Source organism: Streptomyces sp. NPDC002467, from assembly GCF_042889825.1.
Lineage (GTDB): Bacteria > Actinomycetota > Actinomycetes > Streptomycetales > Streptomycetaceae > Streptomyces.
The window spans coordinates 31,531-52,824 of record NZ_JBIARJ010000037.1; the positions used below are offsets into that span (position 1 = coordinate 31,531).

General features: G+C 73.7%; 21 protein-coding genes and 1 riboswitch. Of the genes, 13 read left to right on the top strand and 8 right to left on the bottom strand.

What is annotated here, in order from left to right; genetic code table 11:
- The first annotated feature begins 52 nt into the window (after positions 1–52).
- Positions 53–1,063, top strand: a complete 1,011-nt coding sequence (locus ACFYYJ_RS40620) for an LLM class F420-dependent oxidoreductase (protein WP_389139885.1) — start codon at positions 53–55, stop codon at positions 1,061–1,063.
- A 97-nt stretch (positions 1,064–1,160) separates the two neighbouring features.
- On the top strand, positions 1,161–3,119 hold the full coding sequence (locus tag ACFYYJ_RS40625) for a protein kinase (protein WP_389139888.1): 1,959 nt from the start codon (positions 1,161–1,163) through the stop codon (positions 3,117–3,119).
- On the opposite strand, the gene ACFYYJ_RS40630 is transcribed toward ACFYYJ_RS40625, so the two are convergent.
- Both ACFYYJ_RS40630 and ACFYYJ_RS40635 read right to left on the bottom strand, forming a co-directional pair.
- Positions 3,116–3,517, bottom strand: coding sequence for a hypothetical protein (locus ACFYYJ_RS40630; protein WP_385361610.1), 402 nt, complete (start codon positions 3,515–3,517; stop codon positions 3,116–3,118). The genes ACFYYJ_RS40625 and ACFYYJ_RS40630 overlap by 4 nt on opposite strands.
- A 35-nt stretch (positions 3,518–3,552) precedes the next feature.
- On the bottom strand, positions 3,553–4,230 hold the full coding sequence (locus ACFYYJ_RS40635) for a hypothetical protein (RefSeq protein ID WP_385361608.1): 678 nt from the start codon (positions 4,228–4,230) through the stop codon (positions 3,553–3,555).
- Between the two features lie 113 nt (positions 4,231–4,343).
- Between ACFYYJ_RS40635 and ACFYYJ_RS40640 the strand changes: the two genes are divergently transcribed.
- The gene (locus tag ACFYYJ_RS40640) at positions 4,344–4,646 is read left to right on the top strand and encodes a hypothetical protein (protein ID WP_389139892.1); all 303 of its coding nucleotides are present in this window, start codon (positions 4,344–4,346) and stop codon (positions 4,644–4,646) included.
- Positions 4,647–4,659: 13 nt separating this feature from the next.
- Here the strand turns inward: ACFYYJ_RS40640 and ACFYYJ_RS40645 are convergent, their stop codons facing one another.
- The 3 genes from ACFYYJ_RS40645 to ACFYYJ_RS40655 form a co-directional block, all read right to left on the bottom strand.
- Complete coding sequence (locus ACFYYJ_RS40645) at positions 4,660–5,742, bottom strand: prenyltransferase (RefSeq protein ID WP_389139895.1); 1,083 nt, start codon at positions 5,740–5,742, stop codon at positions 4,660–4,662.
- The gene (locus ACFYYJ_RS40650; RefSeq protein ID WP_384592981.1) at positions 5,739–6,482 is read right to left on the bottom strand and encodes a class I SAM-dependent methyltransferase; all 744 of its coding nucleotides are present in this window, start codon (positions 6,480–6,482) and stop codon (positions 5,739–5,741) included. Before ACFYYJ_RS40650 ends, ACFYYJ_RS40645 begins: the two co-directional genes overlap by 4 nt.
- A gap of 76 nt (positions 6,483–6,558) precedes the next feature.
- Entirely contained in the window at positions 6,559–7,878 is a 1,320-nt protein-coding gene (locus ACFYYJ_RS40655) for a glycosyltransferase family 4 protein (protein WP_385361601.1), read from the bottom strand.
- A gap of 237 nt (positions 7,879–8,115) precedes the next feature.
- On the opposite strand from ACFYYJ_RS40655, the gene ACFYYJ_RS40660 reads away from it, so the two are divergent.
- The 3 genes from ACFYYJ_RS40660 (at position 8,116) to ACFYYJ_RS40670 (ending at position 10,331) form a co-directional block, all read left to right on the top strand.
- Positions 8,116–8,751 carry a TetR family transcriptional regulator gene (locus ACFYYJ_RS40660; protein ID WP_385129917.1) on the top strand — a complete coding sequence of 212 codons (636 nt, stop codon included), beginning with the start codon at positions 8,116–8,118 and terminating at the stop codon, positions 8,749–8,751.
- 696 nt (positions 8,752–9,447) lie between these two features.
- Complete coding sequence (locus tag ACFYYJ_RS40665; RefSeq protein ID WP_385134335.1) at positions 9,448–9,906, top strand: DUF4231 domain-containing protein; 459 nt, start codon at positions 9,448–9,450, stop codon at positions 9,904–9,906.
- Between the two features lie 32 nt (positions 9,907–9,938).
- Positions 9,939–10,331, top strand: a complete 393-nt coding sequence (locus tag ACFYYJ_RS40670) for a hypothetical protein (protein ID WP_389139902.1) — start codon at positions 9,939–9,941, stop codon at positions 10,329–10,331.
- A gap of 58 nt (positions 10,332–10,389) precedes the next feature.
- Here the strand turns inward: ACFYYJ_RS40670 and ACFYYJ_RS40675 are convergent, their stop codons facing one another.
- The gene (locus ACFYYJ_RS40675) at positions 10,390–11,028 is read right to left on the bottom strand and encodes a class I SAM-dependent methyltransferase (protein WP_389139905.1); all 639 of its coding nucleotides are present in this window, start codon (positions 11,026–11,028) and stop codon (positions 10,390–10,392) included.
- A gap of 39 nt (positions 11,029–11,067) precedes the next feature.
- Between ACFYYJ_RS40675 and ACFYYJ_RS40680 the strand changes: the two genes are divergently transcribed.
- Positions 11,068–11,544: a hypothetical protein gene (locus tag ACFYYJ_RS40680; RefSeq protein ID WP_389139908.1), complete on the top strand. Its 477-nt coding sequence runs from the start codon at positions 11,068–11,070 to the stop codon at positions 11,542–11,544.
- A 94-nt stretch (positions 11,545–11,638) separates the two neighbouring features.
- Here ACFYYJ_RS40680 and ACFYYJ_RS40685 read toward each other — a convergent pair whose 3' ends face one another.
- Both ACFYYJ_RS40685 and ACFYYJ_RS40690 read right to left on the bottom strand, forming a co-directional pair.
- Entirely contained in the window at positions 11,639–11,872 is a 234-nt protein-coding gene (locus ACFYYJ_RS40685) for a ferredoxin (RefSeq protein ID WP_384756725.1), read from the bottom strand.
- Positions 11,872–13,335 (bottom strand): aldehyde dehydrogenase, encoded by a 1,464-nt coding sequence (locus ACFYYJ_RS40690; RefSeq protein ID WP_385361593.1) that lies wholly within the window; start codon positions 13,333–13,335, stop codon positions 11,872–11,874. The genes ACFYYJ_RS40685 and ACFYYJ_RS40690 overlap by 1 nt, the downstream gene beginning before the upstream one ends.
- 172 nt (positions 13,336–13,507) lie before the next feature.
- On the opposite strand from ACFYYJ_RS40690, the gene ACFYYJ_RS40695 reads away from it, so the two are divergent.
- From ACFYYJ_RS40695 to ACFYYJ_RS40720, 6 genes are all read left to right on the top strand, one after another.
- Positions 13,508–14,575 carry an MBL fold metallo-hydrolase gene (locus ACFYYJ_RS40695; protein ID WP_389139913.1) on the top strand — a complete coding sequence of 356 codons (1,068 nt, stop codon included), beginning with the start codon at positions 13,508–13,510 and terminating at the stop codon, positions 14,573–14,575.
- 103 nt (positions 14,576–14,678) lie between these two features.
- Positions 14,679–14,761, top strand: a riboswitch (cobalamin riboswitch).
- A 142-nt stretch (positions 14,762–14,903) separates the two neighbouring features.
- Entirely contained in the window at positions 14,904–16,163 is a 1,260-nt protein-coding gene (locus ACFYYJ_RS40700) for a prenyltransferase/squalene oxidase repeat-containing protein (RefSeq protein WP_389139916.1), read from the top strand.
- Positions 16,163–16,825 carry an SCO2322 family protein gene (locus ACFYYJ_RS40705; protein WP_385361588.1) on the top strand — a complete coding sequence of 221 codons (663 nt, stop codon included), beginning with the start codon at positions 16,163–16,165 and terminating at the stop codon, positions 16,823–16,825. The genes ACFYYJ_RS40700 and ACFYYJ_RS40705 overlap by 1 nt, the downstream gene beginning before the upstream one ends.
- 230 nt (positions 16,826–17,055) lie before the next feature.
- The gene (locus ACFYYJ_RS40710; RefSeq protein WP_389139919.1) at positions 17,056–18,228 is read left to right on the top strand and encodes an energy-coupling factor transporter transmembrane component T; all 1,173 of its coding nucleotides are present in this window, start codon (positions 17,056–17,058) and stop codon (positions 18,226–18,228) included.
- Positions 18,225–20,174: an ABC transporter ATP-binding protein gene (locus ACFYYJ_RS40715; RefSeq protein WP_389139923.1), complete on the top strand. Its 1,950-nt coding sequence runs from the start codon at positions 18,225–18,227 to the stop codon at positions 20,172–20,174. Before ACFYYJ_RS40710 ends, ACFYYJ_RS40715 begins: the two co-directional genes overlap by 4 nt.
- Positions 20,171–21,010, top strand: coding sequence for an ECF transporter S component (locus ACFYYJ_RS40720; protein WP_389139926.1), 840 nt, complete (start codon positions 20,171–20,173; stop codon positions 21,008–21,010). Before ACFYYJ_RS40715 ends, ACFYYJ_RS40720 begins: the two co-directional genes overlap by 4 nt.
- Positions 21,011–21,294: the final 284 nt, after the last annotated feature.

Sequence of the window (21,294 nt, forward strand, 5' to 3'; positions counted from 1 at the left end):
ACCTGACGACCCGTCAGGAACGACAGGAACGGCAGCGCGGAGGGGACCGTACATGCGCCTCGGACTCGCACTCGGCTACTGGGGCCGCGGCCCCGACCCCGACCACCTCGACCTCGCCACCGAGGCCGAGAACCTCGGCTACCACTCGGTGTGGACCGCCGAGGCCTGGGGCTCGGACGCCTTCACCCCGCTGACCTGGATCGCCGCGCACACCTCGCGGATCCGCCTCGGCACCGCCATCGCCCAGATGGCCGCCCGCACCCCGACCGCCACCGCCATGCACGCCCTCACCCTGGACCACCTCTCCGGCGGCCGGATGATGCTCGGCCTGGGCCTGTCCGGGCCGCAGGTCGTGGAGGGCTGGTACGGGCGCCCCTTCCCCGCGAGCCCGCTCACCGCGACCCGCGAGTACGTCGACGTGATCCGGCAGGTACTGCGCCGAGAGGGCCCGGTCACCCTGGACGGCCGCTTCCACCACCACCCGTACCGCGGCGACGACGGCACCGGCATCGGCAAGCCGCTCAAGCCCATCACCCACCCGCTGCGCGCGGACCTGCCGCTGCTGCTGGGCGCGGAGGGGCCGAAGAACATCGAGCAGACCACGCGGATCGCGGACGGCTGGCTGCCGCTGTACTGGTCGCCGACCCGCACGGACGTCTACCAGGCCTCCCTGGCCGACCTCCCCGAAGGTTTCATGATCGCGCCGATGGCCCGCGCCAAGGTGTGCGACGACGTCGCCGAGGGGCTGCTGCCGGTGAAGGCCATGCTCGGCTTCTACATCGGCGGCATGGGGCACGCGGCCCGCAACTTCCACGCCGACCTCATGGCGCGCATGGGGTACGAGGAGGAGGCCCGCCGCATCCAGGAGCTGTTCCTCGCCGGGCGCAAGGAGGAGGCCGTGCTGGCCGTCCCGGACGCGTTCGCCGACGAGATCTCCCTGATCGGCCCCCGGGAGCGGATCGCCGAACGCCTCGAACTGTGGCGCAAGGGCCCCGTCACCGACCTGCTCCTGACCGCCCCGGACCCCCACACCCTGCGGGTGCTCGCGGAGCTCAACAGCTAGCCCCGGCCCGCCAAGTCCCGCACACCCGGGCCTCGTTGCCCCATGAACCCATCGGGTAGATTCCCGGGGACCGATTTCCGAACCTGACGGGGCTGACGTGTTAGAGCTGACGGGGAGCGGCGCCGAGCCGCTGGAGCCGGAGGATCCGCGCCGGATCGGAGCGATCCCCCTCGCGGGCCGGCTCGGCGCCGGCGGCATGGGGCGGGTGTACCTCGGGGTCCAGGACGGCCGGTACGTCGCCGTCAAGCAGCTGCTGGCCTCCGTCGTCGGCGAGGACGAGGACTTCGTACGCCGCTTCGGGCACGAGCTGGACAACCTCGCCCGGCTGCCCGAGGGGGCCACCGCGCCCCTGCTCGGCAGCGACCGCTCCGCGCGGCCCCCGTGGTTCGCCACCGCGTACGTCCCCGGGCTCACCCTGCGCGAGGCACTCGAACTGAACGGCGGGCCCCTGCCCGCCGACGCCCTGTGGCTGCTGCTGCGGGAGGCCGCGGCGGGTCTGGCGCAGGTGCACGCGCTGGACATGGTGCACAGGGACCTCAAGCCGTCCAACATCATGCTGACGGTCCAGGGCCTGACCCTCATCGACTTCGGCGTCGCCCGGGCCGCCGAGCAGAGCCGGCTGACCGTGACGGGCATGGTCGTGGGTACGCCCGCCTACATGGCGCCCGAACAGGCCTCGGGGAGGCGGGGGTTGAGCGGGGCCACCGACGTGTTCGCGCTGGGCTCGGTCCTCGCGTACGCGGCGAGCGGACGGCCGCCCTTCGGTGACGAGTCGGGGCACGGCGTGCTGTACCGCATCGTCCACGAGGAACCCGACCTCGGGCCGCTGCGGGAGGCCGAGCCGGAGCTCGCCGACCTCGTCTCGAAGTGCCTCGCGAAGGACCCGGCGGACCGCCCCGAAGCCGCCGAGCTCCTCGAACTGGCCTCGCGACAGGGACCGTTCACGGCCCCGCTGTGGCCGGCGGCCGTCGACGAGCGGCTGACGGAGCGGGCCGCCTTCGCGGCGGACGTACAGGACATCGACGTACCGACGGCCCCGCTGGTGGGCGCCGATCGGGAGGCGGAAGAGGCGGCGGAGGAGGCGGGGAAGGCCCCCGGGGCCGGGGCCGGGTCCGGGAAGGAACCGGCCGAGGGTTCTCCGGGTGGACCGGACACCGCGCCCGCGGGCGGGCCTGCCCCGGCATCGCCCGAGGCCAAGGCGGAGGCCGCCGCCGAGGCCAAGGCGGGGGCCGCCGCGGCCCGCCCGGAACGCCGTCGGCGCGTCCGTGTCGTCCTCGCCGCGGTGCCCGTCGTCCTGGTCGCGGGCGGTACGACCCTCGCCATCCAGTACCTGCCGAACACGTCCTCCCCCCAGGCCGGTGCGAACGCCGCCCCGCCCTCCTCCGCGTCGGCCCCCGCCGACCCGACCGGCGCCGCGCCCGCCGCCGGCTCGTCGGGCCCGGCCTCACCCGCCCAGTCGCCCCAGGAGGGGGGCGCCCAGAACGCGCAGGGCGGCGCGGGCGGCCCGGGCACGGCACCGGGGGCGGTGCCCGGCACCGGTCCCGGTGCGGGAACCGGGAACGACGCCGGAGCCGGGGCCGGGGGCAGCGGGAGCCAGAACGGCGGCTCCGCCGGCACCGGCAGCTCGGCGGGCGCCCAGAACCCCGCGCCCCCGACCACCCCGAAGACCCCGGCCGCCCCGCCGCCCGCCTCCGGCACCTCCCGCTTCCGCAACGGCAGCAACGGCAAGTGCGTCAGCCAGGTGTTCGGGTCGTCGAGCTTCACCGAATGCTCGGACGCGACCACCCAGTGGACCGTGCAGGCCCGTTCCGACGGCAGCTTCAAGCTCGTCAACAAGCAGAGCGGCGGCTGCCTGTACTCCAACGGCCTCAACCAGGCCGTGTTCGTCGGCGACTGCTCCCAGGACGTCGGCCGCCTCTGGCGGAACGGCTCGGGCGGCAGCCTGGTGTCGAACCTCGGCGGCGGCTGCCTCGACCTCGGCATGAGCGGCACCAGCGGCCTGCTGACGGCGAGCTGCGACGGGGACGCCTCGCAGCGCTGGACGAAGCAGGCCTAGGCCGAGGGGTCGGCGGTGTCCTGCGAGGGCACCGCCGCCAGGACCTCGCGCAGGTCCAGCGGCATCACCGCGATGTCGATGGTGCCGCCGCCCTCGTAGCCGCAGGTCACGATCCGCGAGCCGGGGTTGATGGACATCCCCTCCCGCACGGAGGGGGCCCGTACCCCGGTGGCGCGGGCGCCGGGCAGCGGCACCGGTTCCCCGCGCCGCGGGACCCAGCGGGCCGCGCCCCCGTCGACGTACAGCCGGCCCATCCGCCAGCGGCCCTCGCCGGCCGGCTGCCGCGCCATCCCGGGGATGCCCGCCACGTTCCCGGCGGCGACCCGCTGCCGGTGCTTGCGCCGCAGCAGCCAGCCGGTCCCGGCGGCCACGCCCGCCATCACCACGTACTCGATCATCCGGCCATTGAAACAGGCCGGCCGGAGGCGGAGGGCTACCCGCCCAGCTGGGAGAGGCTCGGGACCTGGTCCTTGACCGGGGCGCCCGCACCCGCACCCGCGCCCTTGATCCCGTCGATCACGTCCTGGAAGGAGCTGATGTCGGCCTCGCCCGCCTGGCCCTTGCGCAGCTTGGTGCCGAGGCCCTTCAGGGATTCGATGCCGACCGTCAGCGGGGCCACCGCCTTCGACAGCAGCGGGTCGCCCTTGGCGTTCTCGGCGGCCGCCTTGAGCCGGTTGTACGCGAAGGCCCCGGCGAGGCCCGCCTTGACGAGGGCGAAGGTACGACCCTTGGCGCCCTTCTTGAACTTGCCCGCGCGGTACGGCTTGATGATCCACTGGTACGTCGCCCCGGCCGCGAGCCCGGCGTTGGCCACGAAGCGCGTCTTGGCGAACTTCTGCTTCTCGGCGGAGGTACTGGGCGAGGGCGTCGCGGCGGCCATTTCGTCGGCTTCGCCGGCGGCCGGGATCGCCGCCGCCAGGGCTGCCAGCTCCGCGGCCGAGGCCATGGAGATCTGCTCCTCGGCGGGCTGGTCCGCGGCGGGTTGGCCGGCCTGGCTACTGCTGCCGCGGGCGCTGCCACCGCCGCACGCGGTGGCGCCCGCGAGCAGCGCGCTGGACAGGAGCACCGCCGTGAGGGCTCGGCGCAGTCGGGCGGTACGGGGTACGGACACGGGTGCCTCCGGTGGCTGAGCTGTCCCCCGCAGCCTCACCCGGCACGCCGTGCCGCGCCCCCTGGGGGCAGCCGTTCGGGTTTGCCCGCCGCCGGAGCGGCAACACGAGTGGCATGCCCACACACACCCGAGCACGCGTACGCGGAAGCAGTCAGGCCGGACGCGCCGTCGCACTGGCGGCGGACCTGCTGGCCTTCGTCATCGCCCTGTGGATCCTGCTGTACCTGCTGGACGCCAACCGGGGCAACGAACTGGTGGAGTTCGTCCACGACACGGCGAGCCGGCTCGCCGGCTGGTCCTACGACCTGTTCACCTTCAGCAGGGAATGGGTCCAGGTCGTCTTCGGCTACGGCGTGGCCGCCGTGGTCTACCTCCTCGTCGGCCACGCCGTGGCGGGCTGGCTCTACCGCCGCTGAACCGGCCGCGCGGTCAGCCGCAGCAGTCCGGCTCCAGCCCGCCCGGCAGCTCGTTCCCGCCGAACACCTGTGACGTGGCCTCGTCCCCGCCCAGCGCCGCAACGGCCAGCAGCAGCGACCCCGCCGTCCAGGTCGTCTGCTCGACCGGCCACACCGCGTCGTCCTGGAACACGTAGCCCGTCCAGTACATGCCATTGTCGGCGCGCAGGTGGCCGATGGAGCGCAGGATCTCCAGCGCCCGGTCCGACTCCCCCATCGCCCACAGCGCGAGCGCCAGCTCGCAGGACTCCCCGCCCGTCACCCACGGGTTCGGCAGCACGCACCGCACGCCGAGGTCCGGGACGACGAACTCCTCCCACCGTTCCTCGATGCGGGCCTTCGCCTCGGGGCCGGTCAGGGCGCCGCCGAGGACCGGGTAGTACCAGTCCATCGAGTAGTGGTTCTTGTCGAGGAACCGCTCGGGGTGGCGACGGATCGCGTGCCGCAGCGCGCCCACGGCGAGCTCCCAGTCCGGCTGGGGCTCCTCGCGGTGCTCGGCGACGGCCAACGCACAGCGCAGCGCCTGGTGGATGGAGGAGGAACCGGTGAGCAGGGCGTCGGTGACGGGCGTGCCGTCCGCCTCCCGCTTCCAGCCGATCTCCCCGCCGGGCTGCTGGAGGGCGAGGACCCACTCGACGGCCGCGTAGACGGTCGGCCACATCCGGTCGAGGAACGCGTCGTCGCCGGTGGCGAGGTAGTGGTGCCACACGCCGACGGCTATGTACGCCGTGAAGTTGGACTCCCGGCCGGCGTCCTGCGGCTGCGCGGTGTCGACGCCGTCCGGCCGGTCGGCGTACGCCGCGTACCAGGAGCCGTCCTCGTTCTGGTGGCGGGCCAGCCACGCGTAGGCGCGCTCGGCGGCCTCGTGCTCGCCGGCCGCGTCCAGGGCCATCGCGGCCTCGGTGTGGTCCCACGGGTCGAGGTGGTGCCCGCGGAACCACGGGATGGCCCCGTCCGCGCGCTGCGCGGCGAGGATGCCCGCGACGGTCTCGGCGGCCTGATCGGCGGTCAGCACCCCGTCGAGGACGAGGCGTTCGGTGCGCTCGGGCGAGCTCACTTGGCCGCGCCCGCGGCGTCGACGGGGAGGTGCGGCTTGGTCGCGTACGCCACGAAGCTCTTGCCGATGACCGGGTTGAGGGCCTTCTCCGCGTAGCGGGTGAGCGCCGGCTTCTTCATGATGTCCCAGACCAGGAGCTTGTGGTACGCCTTGACCGGCAGCGCCTTGTCGTTGTCGACCCCGAAGGCGCACTTGAGCCACCAGTACGGGGAGTGCAGCCCGTGCGCGTGGTGCGTGCCGTACGGCTTGAGACCGGCCGCCTCCATCTTCCCCAGCAGCTCGTCCGCCTTGTAGATGCGGATGTGGCCGCCCTCGACCTCGTGGTAGGCGTCGGAGAGCGCCCAGCAGACCTTCTCGGGGCCGTAGCGGGGCACGGTGATGGCGATGCGCCCGCCGGGCTTGAGGACGCGCACCATCTCGGCGAGGACGCCCTTGTCGTCGGGGATGTGCTCCATCACCTCGGAGATGATGACGACGTCGAACGAGTCGTCGGGGAAGGGCAGCGCGAGCGCGTCGCCCTCCATGGCGGTGGCGGTGGCGCCGGCCGGGGCCTCGCCGGCCTCCTTCATCGCCGCGAACCACTTGGCGACCTCGCGGATCTCCTCGCCGTTGCGGTCGAGGGCGACCACCTGGGCGCCGCGCCGGTAGCACTCGAAGGCGTGCCGGCCTGCGCCGCAGCCCAGATCGAGCACGCGGTCGCCTGCGGCGAGCGGGAACCGGGAGAAATCGACGGTCAGCACGGGGTCCTGCCTTCGCGGTCGCGGGGGTGTACGGGGGTGGTGTGGACGAGGAGGGGGACGAGAGGGGTGAGGGAGGTCACCGCGAACGGCGGGTACGCGCGGCGGCGGCCTGCTCGATGGCGGCGCGGTAGTGCGCGGCGGTGCCCTCGGCGGCCTTGGCCCAGGTGAATCTGGTCAGGACGCGTTCCCGCCCGGCGGCGCCGAGCCGGGTCCGCAGCTCGGGGTCGCCCAGGACCCGGCCGAGCGCGGCGGCCAGCGCGCCCGCGTCGCCCGGGGGCACCGCGAGGCAGGTCTCGCCGTCGGGGCCGGCGACCTCGGGGATGGCCCCGCCGGTCGTGGCGACGAGCGGGGTGCCGGTGGCCATGGCCTCGGCGGCGGGCAGCGAGAACCCCTCGTAGAGGGAGGGCACGCAGGCGACCTGCGCGCTGCGGACCAGGTCGACGAGCTCGGCGTCGGTGATCCCCTTGACGAAGCGGACCGCGTCCTGGAGCCCGTACGTCTCGATCGCGCGGGCCACGGGACCCTGCTCGGCCCGCTTGCCGACGACGACGAGGTGCGCGTCGGGCTGCTCGGTGCGCAGCTTCGCGAGGGCCTCGACGAGGTGCACGAGGCCCTTGAGCGGGACGTCGGCGCTGGAGGTGGTGACGATCCGGCCGGGTACCTCGGCGACGGACGGGTCCGGGGACCACAGGTCGGTGTCCGCGCCGATGTGCACGACGTGGATGCGGTCGTCGCGCACGCCGAGGTGCTCGGCGATCTCCTGCCGGGAGGACCCGGACACGGTGAGCACCGAGGGGAGCCGCCGGGCGACCCTCTTCTGCATGCGCGTGAACCCGTACCAACGGCGCACGGAGAGCCGGGCCGTGCGGTCCTTCGCGGCGGCGAGGTCGAGGGCGCGGTCCACGGTGATGGGGTGGTGGATGGTGGTCACCAGAGGTGCCCCGAGATCCCCCAACAGCCCGTAACCCAAGGTCTGGTTGTCATGGATGACGTCGAACTCGCCCGCGCGGGCCGCCAGGTGGCGCCGGGCGCGGAGCGAGAAGGTCAGCGGCTCGGGGAAGCCGCCGGTCCACATGGTGGCGACCTCCAGCGCGTCGACCCAGTCCCGGTACTCGTCGCGCTTCGGCGTACGGAAGGGATCGGGCTGGCGGTAGAGGTCGAGGCTCGGGAGCTCGGTGAGCGTGGCACCCGTGTCGAGCACCGGGTACGGCTGCGCGCCGATGACCTCGACGGAGTGTCCGAGGCGTACGAGCTCGCGCGAGAGGTGGCGGACGTAGACGCCCTGGCCGCCGCAGAACGGGTTCCCCTTATAGGTGAGGAGCGCGATGCGTAGCGGGCGGTCGCCGTCGGTGGCGGAACCCGCGAGAGGGCTCGTCACCATGGCCTCAGCGGTCACTCTCGGCCCCCTTCTCCCTGCACTTTCGCCGGAGCGTAACCGCTCGGATAATGTAGAACAAGTTACAGACTTGATCCGTTGAAGAGCATTGAATCTACCGGCCGGAAACCACACCGTAAGAGGCGGAGCAGGTGATTCGCGCCACGGCTCCGGCGCCTGAGATGCTGGACCCGGAGCAGCCCGAATCAGCCCACGCACACTCCCCGCAACGACTCGGAACGCCACGGAACGGGACATATGACACCGGATGCGAAGCACCTCGCCGCCACGGTCACCACGCCGGCGTCCCCGCCCCTGACGGAGCGCCAGGAGGCGCGCCGCCGCCGGATCCTGCACGCCAGCGCCCAGCTGGCCAGCCGGGGCGGCTTCGACGCGGTGCAGATGCGGGAGGTCGCGGAGTCCTCCAGCGTCGCCCTGGGCACGCTGTACCGGTACTTCCCGTCCAAGGTCCACCTCCTGGTCGCCACCATGCAGGACCAGCTCCAGCACATGCACACGACGCTCCGCAAACGCCCCCCGGCGGGCGAGGACCCGGCGGCCCGGGTGGCGGAGACCCTGATGCGCGCCTTCCGCGCCCTCCAGCGGGAACCCCAGTTGGCCGACGCCATGGTCCGCGCCCTGACCTTCGCGGACCGCAGCGTGAGCCCCGAGGTGGACACGGTGTCCCGACTGACGACGGCGATCATCCTGGACGCCATGGGCCTGGAGGCCCCACCGACGGCGGAACAGCTCTCGGCGGTCCGCGTCATCGAACACACCTGGCACTCGGCCCTGATCACCTGGCTCTCGGGCCGGGCGTCCATAGCCCAGGTCAAGATAGACATCGAAACGGTGTGCAGGCTGATCGACCTGACGGCCCCGGAAAAGGCGTGAAGTAGGGGGTAGGGGCTCCCGCGGTCGGGGCCTTCCCCCTAAGCCCGCCGCTCCGCCTCGGCGGCTGCCCACCCGCCTCCGGATGCGGGTGGGTTCGTGGCGGGCGTCGCTCCGGGAGGGGCGCTTTGGCTGTTCGGGCGGTGGCCCGGGGGCAGTCGCGCCCAGCCTCGCCGGATGGGCGGGTCGGGGGTGGGGGTTGTCGGTGCCCCGGTCGGTCGGTGGTGAAAAGGGTTGGGGGTTTCCCGTTGGTCCTTGTCTTTCCGTGGCGGGTCGGTCTGTCAAGGGTCGCCGTAGGCGATCGCGCAGCGACGCGACCGGAGGGAGCGCCCTTGACAGGCCGACCCGACGCGGAAGGACCATGGGACCGACGGGAAATCCCCAACCCTTTTCACCACCGACCGACCGAGGCACCACCAAACCTCAGCCCCCGCCCCGCCCCACAGCCGGTCCTGGACCGGCAGACTGCGGCCCCTCCCCCTCGTGTCGAGTGCCGCTCCGTACACCCGCTCCGTCTTCACCCGCTCCCCCACCAACCGGACGACCACGAAGCCCCACTCCCCACGTCGGCCGATTAAGATCGCCAGGCGCTCCTCAACAACACCGCCAGCGGCCCGTGTTGGGCCCTGCCGGAGGGGGAGCCGGTGGTTTCGGCGACAGGATCTTGGGGGCGGAGTGCAGCCGAGCGGTGGACCAGGGGTGGGTCTCAGCCCGACGGAGACGGCCGTTCTCCTGTTGGACAAGATCCGTGAGGGCAATGAGTACGCCCGCAGCCGCAAGAAGCGGTTCAGCCGGAGCGCTTCCCTCACCAAGGTGGCGACGCTGGTGTTGTCCGCGGCGTCCACCGTCATCCTGGGTCTGCAGAACCTCAACGCGTGGACCGGTCTGGCCTTGGCCTGCGTGGCGGTGGTGACGCTGCTGGGGGCCGTCGAGCCGTTCTTCAACTGGCGTTCCCGGTGGGTGCTGATGGAGCAGGCCCAGCACCGTTTCCGGCGGCTCGGCGACGACCTGGAGTACCTCGTGGCCTCGACCGCCGCCAACCAGCTCACGCACGACCAGCTCGGCGAGGTCTTCGGCCGCTACCAGGCGATCTGGGACGACCTGAGCAACACGTGGCTGGAGCACCGCCGGGAACTCACCTCGTCGACCGGCGCCTGACGTTCGAGCGGATGATCGGAGCGAGACGGACGATGGACGTATTCGTGAATCGGGTGGGCGAAGAACGGCGCGTCGTCGCGTTCCGCTGCAATGCGGGGCACGGGGCTGCGGTGGCCCGCTGGATGGGCGATGAGCTTCCCGAACAGGGCACCCAGGCGTTCGTGGAACTCACCGTCGCCGAGCCAATCTCCGATTGGCGTCCGGTGGAGCCTACGGCCGGCCGCGCCCTGGCTGTCGAACCTGACGGCATTGCGGTCACGGGGGAGGTACTGGCCATCGGCGGCCCGGGGGACCCGGTGGTGGACCTCAGGGTCGGCACGGATGTGGTTCTGATCGAGGTCGGTTGCGGCAAGGACGAGCTGAGGGTGGGCGGGCGCATATCGTTCGTGACCTTCGCCCTTGAGGCCTACCCGTACTCGCTGTGAGCCGCCTCGCACCTCACGAGCGCGGCTGCCGCCCTTCCGGTCGCACCGACCTGCGGACCTAATCTGCGCCTGGCAGCCGGGCCAGCAAGTGGGCGTCCAGGAAGCCCCGTTCCGAGGCCGGGTCGTGGATCAGGCGGGCGAAGGGGGTGAGGCCGGCGGCGGTCAGGAGGTCCGCGAACCGGTCCACCGGCCAGCTGTAGGCGGGGGTGACCTTGTGGTCGAAGCGGATCGGGGCCCGGGCGTCGGTGGCGAAGAAGGAGGCCAGGAGCAGGCCTCCCGGCGCCAGGACGCGGGCCTGTTCGGCCAGGAGCGCGGGCAGTTCCGCCGGTGGGGTGTGGATCGTCGAGTAGTGGGCCAGTACGCCGCCGAGCGAGCCGTCCTCGACCGGCAGGGACTCCATCCGCGCCTCGTCGAACCGCAGCGCCGGGCGGACCCGCCGGGCGTGGGCGACCATGCCCGGGGAGAGGTCGAGCCCGAAGGCGTCCAGGCCCAGGTCGTTCAGCATGGCCGTCAGGTGTCCCGGCCCGCAGCCGACGTCGGCCACCCGCCGGTTGCCCGCCTCGCGGACCAGCTCCGCGAAGGTGCCGATCATGGCCCTTGAGAACGGGTGGGTTTCCAACTGGTTGTCGAACAGGGACGCGTAAAGCTCGACGACGCCGTCGTAGGCCGCCCTGGTTTCGTCCTGGTGTTCCGCCACGGGAAGGAATCTAACATCCGTGCGGTGAGGGGGAGATGGATGGAGCGCACCACTGATCCCGTCGACGAGACGCCTTTGACCGCCGAGGAGTACGAGGCCGTTCATGCCGCCGTCGCGGCGGCTGCGGGGAGCCGGTCGCGGAGCCTCAACTCGTTGTTCGCGGATTGGAAGGATGTTGTCGAGGACGTGGAGGAGGGCTACTCGCTCTGCGCGCCCGAGTTCGACGACGACCTCGCCTGCCGGGACGCGTTGGGCAGGGCGTGGCCGCTCCTGCCTCCGCGCGTGCGGGCGATCAGGCGGCCCGAGCTCGACGAGCTGGACGGCCGGTTCCGTGCGGCAACGGTCCCGTGGCCAGGACGTCCTGAAGAGCCGCACCAGTGGTGGCGCTACCGGATTCCGCTGGTTGTGGAAGCGGAGGCGGGCCTGCCCCGGCCGGGTGGGTGGCCCCTGGGGTGGGAAGTCCTGCCGTTCCCCAAGCCCGCCGGTGTGCGGGTCGTCGAGTGGGGCCGGCCGTAGGGCCACCGGGCGCCCGGTTCCGCACGTGCGCCCGGTGGGCGGGGGTGTCGGGTCGGGGCCGGGAACGGCCCCGACCCGACACCCCCGGGCCGGGCTACTCCTCCGGCGGGAAGACCGGCTCGCCCGTTTCGGCCAGGGTGATCATGATGGCCTCGACCGGGCAGCCCTCGGCCGCCGTGAGGGTGGGCTCGTTCGCGTCCGTCTGCGGGGTGCGCGGGTGGGACTGGCGGGCCGAATCGAGGGTGAAGGCGTCCGGGGCGTGGTTCACGCACATGCCCGAGCCGATGCAGACCCCGCGGTCCACCTCCACCTGCCAGCGGTCGCCCATCAGGCACCCGCCTCGTAGCCCGCGGGGAGGTGGATCATCTTGTGCTCCAGGTACTCGGACAGGCCCTCCGGGCCGAACTCGCGGCCGACGCCGCTGTTCTTGTAGCCGCCGAAGGGGCCGAGCATGTCGAGGCTGAAGGTGTTGACGTTGAAGGTGCCCGTGCGGACCTGGCGGGCGAAGTCGATGCCGTGGTCGACGTCCCCGGTCCAGACGCTGCCGCTCAGGCCGAATTCGGAGTCGTTCGCGATGCGGGCGGCCTCCGCCTCGTCCCCGTACGGGATCAGGCACACGACCGGGCCGAAGATCTCCTCCTGGGCGATCCGCATGGAGTTGTCGACGTCGCCGAAGAGCGTGGGTTCGACGTACCAGCCGCGGTCCTGACCTGCCGGGCGGCCGCCGCCCGCGAGGATCTTGGCGCCCTCCTCCTGGCCGATGCGGATGTAGTCGAGGGAGCGCTGCTGCTGGCGCTGGGCGACGAGCGGGCCGAGCTGGGTGGCCGGGTCCAGCGGGTCGCCCACGACCAGGGCGCCCGCGGCGGCGGCGAAGGCGTCGGCGATCTCGTCGTAGCGGCCGCGCGGGGCGAGGATGCGGGTCTGGGCCACGCAGGCCTGGCCGTTGTTCATCCAGGCGGCCGGGACGATGCCGGCGACGGCGGTGTCCAGGTCGGCGTCCGGCAGGATCACGGCGGCGGACTTGCCGCCGAGTTCGAGGGTGACGCGGGTGAGGTTGCGGGCCGCGACCTCCATCACGCGCTTGCCGGCGGCCACGGAGCCGGTGAAGGCGACCTTGTCGACGCCGGGGTGCCCGACCAGGTACTCGCTGACCTCGCGGTCGGCGGGCAGGATCGACAGCACGCCCTCGGGCAGGCCCGCCTCGCGGGCGATGTCGGCGAGGATGAAGGAGTCGAGCGGGGCTTCCGGGGAGGGCTTGAGGATCACGGTGGAGCCGGTCAGCAGGGCGGGCGCCAGCTTGGCCGCCGCCACGAACTGCGGGACGTTCCAGGGGATGACGGCCGCGACGACCCCGACGGGCTCGCGGCGTACGAGGATCGGGCCGAGCGCGCCCGCGCGGTACTCCTCGTACGGGTAGTTCCGCGCGACGGTGATCGCGGCGTCGTAGACCATCATCGGGCCGAGCGCCTGCGCGAGGACGCTCCAGGAGTAGGGCGAGCCGTTCTGGGAGCTGATCGAGCGGGCGATCTCCTCGTGCCGGACGGCTATGGCGTCCTTGATGCGGGAGACGACGGCGATGCGCTCGTCCAGGGTCATGCGCGGCCAGGGGCCCTCGTCGAATGCCGTGCGGGCGGCGGCGACTGCGCGGTCCACGTCCGCCTTCGAGGCGTGCGGGACGGAGCCGATGACCTGCTCGGTGTGGGGGGAGACGATCCGGATCGTGTCGGTGCCCAGCGGATCCGTCCACTCCCCGCCGATGAACAGTTGTCCGTGTTCCACGAGCTCGGTCATGGCTGAGGCCTCCTGCGGCTTGGCATTTGCAGAACTGATACCAGTTCTAGTTCGAGGAGTCCACGGCCAGGACGGAAGAGTGGAGAAGATCCAACGACTAGTCAGAATCCCGAAGAAGTGGTCGACTTGGGCAACTGGTGGAACACGTTCTTATAGAGGCAGGGGACGGCGAATGGACACGGCCAAGGACGCGCCGCAGGACGCGCCGCACGTCACCGATCACGGTGGCGGCGTGTGGGGGATCAAGGTCCCCATCCCCGACAACCCGCTCGGCCACACCCTCGTCCACGTCCTCGACACCGACCGCGGCCCGGTCCTCGTCGACACCGGCTGGGACGACCCCGACTCCTGGGACACCCTCGTCGCCGGGCTCGGCGCGCTCGGCATCGCCGTCGCCGACGTCCACGGCGTGGTGATCACCCACCACCACCCCGACCACCACGGCCTGTCCGGGCAGGTCCGGGACACCTCGGGCGCGTGGATCGCCATGCACGCCGCCGACACCGAGGTCGTCGTACGGACCCGGGCCTCCGAGCCGGGCGTCTGGTTCGACTACATGAGCGAGAAGCTCGCCGCCGCCGGAGCCCCGGAGGAGCACATCGCCCCGCTCCGCGCCGCCCGCACCGGCGGCCGGCTGCGGACCCTGCCCGGACTGCGGGCCGCCGTCCCCGACCGGGAGATCGTCCCCGGCGAGCTGCTGCCGCTGGCCGGGCGCCGGCTGCGCGCGATCTGGACCCCCGGGCACACCCCCGGCCACGTCTGCCTCCACCTGGAGGAGGCCCACCCGGCGAACCTCCCCGGCAACGGCCGCCTCTTCTCCGGGGACCACCTGCTGCCCGGCATCTCCCCGCACATCGGCCTGTACGAGGACCCGCAGAGCGACCGGATCACCGACCCGCTCGGCGACTACCTCGACTCCCTCGAACGCATCGGCCGCCTCGAACCGGCCGAGGTGCTCCCCGCCCACCAGCACGCCTTCACCGACGCGCCCGCCCGCGTACGGGAGTTGCTGGACCACCACGAGGAGCGGCTGACCGGGCTGTGGGCGCTGCTCGCGGACCCGCTGACCCCGTGGGGGCTGGCGGAGCGGATGGAGTGGAACCGGCCCTGGGAGCAGATCCCGTACGGCTCCCGCAACATCGCCGTCTCGGAAGCGGAAGCCCACCTTCGGCGGCTGGTGAAGCAGGGCCGCGCGGAGGCGGTCCCGGGCAGCGACCCGGTCGCGTACCGCGCCCTGTAGGCGACCGCCGGGGCCGGCCGGTAAGGGGCGCTGCGGGCCGGCACCCCCGTGCCCGCTTCCTACGGGCCGGTACAGTGAGCGGGTCGTCCTCACTTCCGTACGGGGGGAAGCCGGTGCGAATCCGGCGCTGACCCGCAACCGTGACCCGCCCCGGCCCCCGCCGTCGGGCTGGGAGCCGGAATGCCCCGTTCCGGAGGTGCGCGGCTCGTGCCGCCGGGTCCTCCGGCGGCCGGCACCGTCGAGGTAAACGGAGCCGGAGCCCGGTCCCGTGCGTGCCCGCGCGAGTGCCTGCTTCCGGCTCCCCAGCAGGAGAGGCACCCCCGCCCCCATGAACGTCCGCCGCAGCGCCGCCGCGCTCGCCGCCTCCGCCGTGCTCTGCGTGGGCGCCGCCCCCGCAGCCCTCGCCGACACCGCGCCGCCCTCTCCCTCCGCGCCGCCCGTGATCCCGTCGGGGCTGTACGGAAAGAACGACCCGACGTACGACGGCGTGTGGCGCCAGTCGTTCGCGCTGCTCGCCCAGCACACCGTGGGCGTCAAGCCCGCCAAGGCGGCCGTGGACTGGCTGGTGGGCCAGCAGTGCGCGAACGGCGGTTTCGCCGCGTTCCGCGCGGACGCCTCCGCCGCGTGCGAGGCGACGACGATGTTCGACACGAACGCCACGGCGGCGGCAGTCCAGGCGCTGAAGACGCTCGGCGGCCAGGACGCGGCGGTCAAGAAGAGCACGGACTGGCTGAAGTCCGTCCAGAACGAGGACGGCGGCTGGTCCTACGTCCCCGGCTCCCCCAGCGACGCCAACTCCACCGCCCTGGTGATCAGCGCCCTCGCGGTGGCGGGCGACAAGCCCGCCGAGGTGAAGTCGAAGGCCGGCAAGTCCGCCTACCAGGGCCTGGCCGCCTTCCAGCTCGGCTGCGCCGCCGAGCCCGCCGCCGACCGGGGCGCCTTCGCCTACCAGCCCCTCGACGGCAAGCTGACCGCCAACGCGGACGCCACCGCCGCCGCGGCCCTGGCCGGCCTGGGTCAGGGCTCGGCCGTGGCCCTGTCCGCCTCGGACACCCCCGCCACCCCGCTGACCTGCCCGCCGGCCTCCGCCGACGCGGCGGCCGACCCTGCGGCCCTGGCCCAGGGCGCGACCGGCTACCTGGCCGAGGCCCTCAAGAAGGACGGCCACCTCACCGCGGTCACCCCGGGCGCGGACCAGCCGACCCCCGACACCGGCAACACCGCGGACGCGGTGATCGCCCTGGCCGCGGCCGGGCACAAGCAGTCCGCGGCGGGCGCGCTGGAGTGGCTGAAGGGCAACTCCGCACAGTGGGCGCAGGGCAACCCGGCGGGCCTGGGCACGCTGATCCTGGCCGCGCACGCCACGGGCGCCGACCCGAAGTCCTTCGGCGGCACCGACCTCGTCGCGGCGCTGAACGCCACCGGCCCGGCCCCGCAGGGCGCGGACTCCTCCGCGACCTCGGTCGACGGCAAGAAGGACAAGCCGTCCGGCGGCCAGAACATCTGGTGGATCGTCCTCGCGGGCGCCGCGGCCGGCATGGGCATCGGCATCCTGCTGAGCGGCCGCCGCAAGAAGAACCGGCTCTGATGCGTCGCCGCCCGCCGTCCGTGCTCGCCGTGCTGCTCGGGTTCGCCCTGGTCGTACTGGCCGCCTCCCCGGCGGCGGCGTCGAGCTACCGGTACTGGTCGTTCTGGGACTCCGCGGCCGGCGGGGCCTGGTCGTACGCCACGGTGGGCCCCTCGATGGCCCGCCCGGCGGACGGCTCCGTGCAGGGGTTCCGCTTCGCCGTCAGCAAGGACGCCTCCGCCGAGGCGGCCCGGCCGCGGGCGGCGGCGGACTTCTCGGCGGTCTGCGGGGCGACCCCGGCGGCCGAGGGGAAGAAGCGGGTGGCCCTCGTCGTCGACTTCGGCGTCCCCGCGGACGCGCCCTCGGGCGAGACCCCGCCGCAGGAGGCCCCCCGCACGGCCTGCGCGCAGGTCGCCCCGGACGCCACGACGGCGGAGGCCCTGGCGTCGGTGGCGAAGCCGCTGCGCTACAACGGCGCGGCGATGCTGTGCGCGATCTCGGGCTACCCGGCGCAGGGCTGCGGCGAGCCGATCGCCGCGCCGGCGGCCGACAGCCCGGATCCGACGGCGGCACCGTCCCCTGCCTCGGGCGGCGGCCCGTCCGCGGGCCTGATCACCGGCGTCGCGGCGGTGGCCGCCTTGGCCGCGGCCGGCATCTGGCAGTCCCGCCGCCGCACCCGATGACACACGACCAGCCGACCGGGCATTCCGCCGTGTCCCGGGGCTCCGCCCCGGACCCCGCGCCTCAAACGCCGGCAAGGCTGGATTCGCCCTCCGGGCGATCCAGCCCGCCTGGGGCAGGGCTTCGCTCCCCGCACTCGCAGGCTGACGCCGGCCACATTCCAGCCCCGCCGGCGTTCGAGGTGCGGGGGTCTGGGGGCAGCGCCCCCAGGAGTGGCGCCGCACCCGGCAACGTGCCCCCGCCCCGGCAAAGCCCCGCCGCGGCGGGCGGCGCGCACGGGCCGACGTACAGCCGGAGCAAGTGGCGGGCGCCCCTCGCCGGCCGGGCGACGGCCCTGCACGCGGGGGCCTGGTGGTTGTGGGCCCTCGGGCTCGCCACCGCAGCTTCGCGGACCACCAATCCGCTGCTCCTCGGGATGGTCATCGGCGTCGCCGGGTACGTGGTCGCGGCCCGCCGCACGGACGCGCCGTGGGCCCGCTCCTACAGCGCGTTCCTGAAGCTCGGCCTGTTCGTCGTCGGCCTGCGCCTCCTCTTCTCCGTGCTGCTGGGCTCCCCCATTCCCGGCTCGCACACCCTCTTCACCCTCCCCGAGGTCCCGCTGCCCGCCTGGGCGCAGGGCGTCCGGTTCGGTGGCCGGGTCACCGCCGAACAGCTCGTCTTCGCCTTCTACGACGGCGCCAAGCTGGCCGCCCTCCTGGTCTGCGTCGGCGCCGCGAACGCCCTGGCGAACCCGGCGCGGCTGTTGAAGTCCCTCCCGGCCGCCCTGTACGAGGCGGGCGTCGCCGTGGTCGTCGCGATGACCTTCGCGCCGAACATGGTCGCCGACGTCGTCCGCCTGCGCACCGCCCGCCGACTGCGCGGCCGCCCGACCGGCGGGGTGAAGGCGATCCTGCAGATCGGCCTGCCGGTGCTGGAGGGCGCCCTGGAACGCTCCGTCGCCATCGCCGCGTCGATGGACGCGCGCGGGTACGGGCGCACCGCCGAGGTCCCGCCCGCCGTGCGGCACACCACCAACGCCCTCACCCTCGGCGGCCTGCTCGGCATGTGCGCCGGCACGTACGGGCTGCTCGCCGCGGAGGGCGCCGCGTACGGGCTGCCCGTACTCGGCATCGGCCTGCTGCTGGCCCTCGCGGGCCTGCGGCTCGGCGGCCGCCGGTCGGTGCGCACCCGCTACCGGCCCGACCGCTGGGGGCCGCGCGCCTGGCTGGTCGCCGGATCGGGCGCGGCCGTCGCCGCGCTCCTCGTGTACGCGGGCACGCTCGACCCCGCCGCCCTGCATCCGGGGGTGGTGCCGCTGGTGGCGCCGACCCTCCCGCTGTGGCCGGCGGCGGCGATCCTGATCGGCCTGCTGCCCGCGTTCGTGGCCCCCGTACCGTCCACAGCCCCTGAGGAGTCGTCCCGGTGATCCGCTTCGAGCAGGTGTCCGTCACCTACGACGGCGCGGCCGGCCCTTCCCTCCGGGGCCTCGACCTGGAGATCCCGGAAGGGGAGCTGACGCTGCTCGTCGGCCCGTCCGGGGTGGGCAAGTCCACCCTGCTGGGCGCCGTCTCCGGGCTGGTCCCGCACTTCACCGGCGGCACCCTGCGCGGCCGGGTGACGGTCGCGGGCCGTGACACGCGCACCCACAAGCCGCGCGAACTCGCGGACGTGGTGGGCACGGTCGGCCAGGATCCGCTCGCGCACTTCGTGACGGACGTGGTGGAGGACGAGCTGGCGTACGGGATGGAGTCCCTCGGGCTGGCGCCCGCCGTGATGCGCCGCCGCGTCGAGGAGACCCTGGACCTCCTCGGCCTGAACGAGCTGCGCGATCGCCCGATCGCGACCCTTTCGGGCGGGCAGCAGCAGCGGGTCGCGATCGGCTCGGTCCTGACCACGCACCCGAAGGTCCTCGTACTGGACGAGCCCACGTCGGCGCTGGACCCGGCGGCGGCGGAGGAGGTCCTGGCGGTGCTCCAGCGGCTGGTCCACGACCTCGGCACGACGGTCCTGATGGCGGAGCACCGGCTGGAGCGGGTGGTGCAGTACGCCGACCGGGTCCTGCTCCTGCCCGCCCCGGGCGCGGCGCCCGTACTGGGCACCCCGGCGGAGGTCATGGCCGTCTCCCCCGTCCACCCTCCCGTGGTCTCCCTGGGCCGGGTGGCGGGCTGGTCCCCGCTCCCCCTGTCGGTCCGCGACGCCCGTAGGCTCGCCGCCCCTCTCCGCGCCCGCCTCGCTTCCCTGTCCGCCCCGGTGGACCGCGCGCCCCTGCCGACCGATCCCGTCTGCGGCACCGCTTCCCGGGCTCTGCCCGGACCCGCTCCTCAATCGCCGGAGGGGCTGGGTTTCCGCTCGGCGGAGCCGGATGGTCGCATTGCCGAGCCGGACAGCGGTCTCCCCGCGGGGCAGGGCGCAAGGTTGGAGGCCGACGCCGGCGGAAGTCCAGCCTCGCCGGCGTTTGAGGCGCGGGGTCTGGGGCGGAGCCCCAGTTTCGGGAAGGGGCGGGTAGGGGACGGCTCCGCGCAGCGGCACCCCTCGCCCCGCACCGGACTGCTCGCCCGCCTGCTCCGCCGCGCCGAGCCGAGCCACCCCGCACCGGCAGGCGCCGCCCCGGCCGAGACCAAGGGTCTCGCGGTCCGCCGCGGCCGCCGGGAAGTGCTCCGCGGAATCACCCTCACCGTCGCCCCCGGCGAAACCGTCGCCCTCATGGGCCGCAACGGCGCCGGCAAGTCCACCCTGCTCGCAGCCCTCGTAGGCACCGTCCCGCCCGCCACCGGTGAGGTGACCGTCGGCGGCCTCGCCCCTCACCGCACCCCGCCGCCCGAGATGGTGCGGCGTGTGGGGCTCGTACCCCAGGAGCCCCGCGACCTCCTCTACGCCGACACCGTCGCCGCCGAGTGCGCCGCCGCGGACTCCGACGCGGGTGCGGCCCCCGGCACCTGCCGGGAGCTGGTGACGTCCCTGCTGCCGGACGTGCCCGACGACGTCCACCCCCGCGACCTCTCCGAGGGCCAGCGGCTCGCCCTGGCCCTGGCCCTGGTGCTGACGGGCCGGCCGGCGCTGCTCCTGCTCGACGAGCCGACCCGGGGTCTGGACTACGCCGCCAAGGCCCGCCTGATCGAGATCCTCCGCGGCCTCGCCGCCGACGGCCACGCCATCGTCCTGGCCACCCATGACGTGGAGCTCGCCGCCGAGGTGGCGCACCGCGTGCTGATCCTGGCGGGCGGGGAGATCGTCGCGGACGGCCCGACGGCCGAGGTGGTCGTCTCCTCCCCCGCGTTCGCACCGCAGGTCGCGAAGGTCCTGGCCCCGGGCCACTGGCTCACGGTCACCCAGGTCGCCGAGGCCCTGGCGACCGCGGAGTCCCCCGCGTGAGCCGCACGGCGACCCGCCCCGCCCGCCCCGTCCGCATCGGCCCCCGTGCCGCCGCCGCCCTGGTCCTGGTCACCCTCATCGGGATCGCCGCCTTCGGCTGGCCGCTCCTCGCCGACGGGCGGTCCGGGCTCGCCCACTCCGAGGACGCCCCCTGGCTCTTCGCCGCCCTGCTCCCGCTGCTGGTCGCCGTCGTCGTCGCGACCATCGCGGACAACGGCATGGACGCCAAGGCGGTGGCGATGCTCGGTGTGCTCGCCGCCGTCGGGGCGGCGCTGAGACCGCTGGGCGCGGGCACGGCCGGCCTGGAGCCCATGTTCTTCCTGATGGTGCTCAGCGGCCGCGTCCTCGGGCCGGGCTTCGGCTTCGTCCTCGGCTCCGTCACGATGTTCGCGTCCGCCCTGCTCACCGGCGGTGTCGGCCCGTGGATGCCGTTCCAGATGCTCGCGCTCGGCTGGTTCGCGCTGGGGGCCGGGCTGCTGCCGGGGCCCGACCGGATCCGGGGCCGGGCCGAGCTGGCGATGCTGTCCGCGTACGGCTTCCTCGGCTCGTTCGCGTACGGCACGGTCATGAACCTTCAGGGCTGGGTGATGCTGCAGGGCATGGGCCAGGGCGTCTCCTTCCACCCGGGGGACCCGGTCGCGGCGAACCTCGCCCGCTTCGCCGCGTACTGCCTGGCGACTTCGCTGGGCTGGGACCTGGGGCGGGCCGCGCTGACCGTCGTACTGACGCTCACGCTCGGGGCCACTCTCCTTAAAGCGCTGCGGCGGGCCACGCGGAGGGCCGCCTTCGACGCTCCCGTTTCCTTCCACCCGGGTACGGACGGGCGCGAAGAGTGACATTCGGGTCCCCTGGCGGTGAGGCGCCCCACAGGACCCACGTCACATCCGAACCGGGCTAGTAGACCCGGAACGTCCCGTAGAGCCCTCCTCCTCGGCGCTCCACCGCGTGGTCGTCGTGCCCGTCCTGCGAGGCCGGTTAGTAATCGGGGTCGTTGCCAGGGCCCGGGGCCGTCGGTAGAACTGGACGAGTCGCCGGGCGGCACGGGTGCTTCACCCGCCGCCCACCGATCCCCTCTCCTTCGCGTGAGTGGCTCACGCATGCCTGTGGCGTGCCGCGACCG

Excerpts from the sequence above, each read along its gene's own strand:
- ACFYYJ_RS40690 (WP_385361593.1), bottom strand. The coding sequence starts at position 13,335 with ATGACCGAGCTCGTGGAACACGGACAACTGTTCATCGGCGGGGAGTGG.
- ACFYYJ_RS40620 (WP_389139885.1), top strand. The coding sequence starts at position 53 with ATGCGCCTCGGACTCGCACTCGGCTACTGGGGCCGCGGCCCCGACCCC.
- ACFYYJ_RS40680 (WP_389139908.1), top strand. The coding sequence starts at position 11,068 with ATGGAGCGCACCACTGATCCCGTCGACGAGACGCCTTTGACCGCCGAG.
- ACFYYJ_RS40670 (WP_389139902.1), top strand. The coding sequence starts at position 9,939 with ATGGACGTATTCGTGAATCGGGTGGGCGAAGAACGGCGCGTCGTCGCG.
- ACFYYJ_RS40695 (WP_389139913.1), top strand. The coding sequence starts at position 13,508 with ATGGACACGGCCAAGGACGCGCCGCAGGACGCGCCGCACGTCACCGAT.
- ACFYYJ_RS40685 (WP_384756725.1), bottom strand. The coding sequence starts at position 11,872 with ATGGGCGACCGCTGGCAGGTGGAGGTGGACCGCGGGGTCTGCATCGGC.
- ACFYYJ_RS40630 (WP_385361610.1), bottom strand. The coding sequence starts at position 3,517 with ATGATCGAGTACGTGGTGATGGCGGGCGTGGCCGCCGGGACCGGCTGG.
- ACFYYJ_RS40660 (WP_385129917.1), top strand. The coding sequence starts at position 8,116 with ATGACACCGGATGCGAAGCACCTCGCCGCCACGGTCACCACGCCGGCG.
- ACFYYJ_RS40700 (WP_389139916.1), top strand. The coding sequence starts at position 14,904 with ATGAACGTCCGCCGCAGCGCCGCCGCGCTCGCCGCCTCCGCCGTGCTC.
- ACFYYJ_RS40640 (WP_389139892.1), top strand. The coding sequence starts at position 4,344 with ATGCCCACACACACCCGAGCACGCGTACGCGGAAGCAGTCAGGCCGGA.
- ACFYYJ_RS40705 (WP_385361588.1), top strand. The coding sequence starts at position 16,163 with ATGCGTCGCCGCCCGCCGTCCGTGCTCGCCGTGCTGCTCGGGTTCGCC.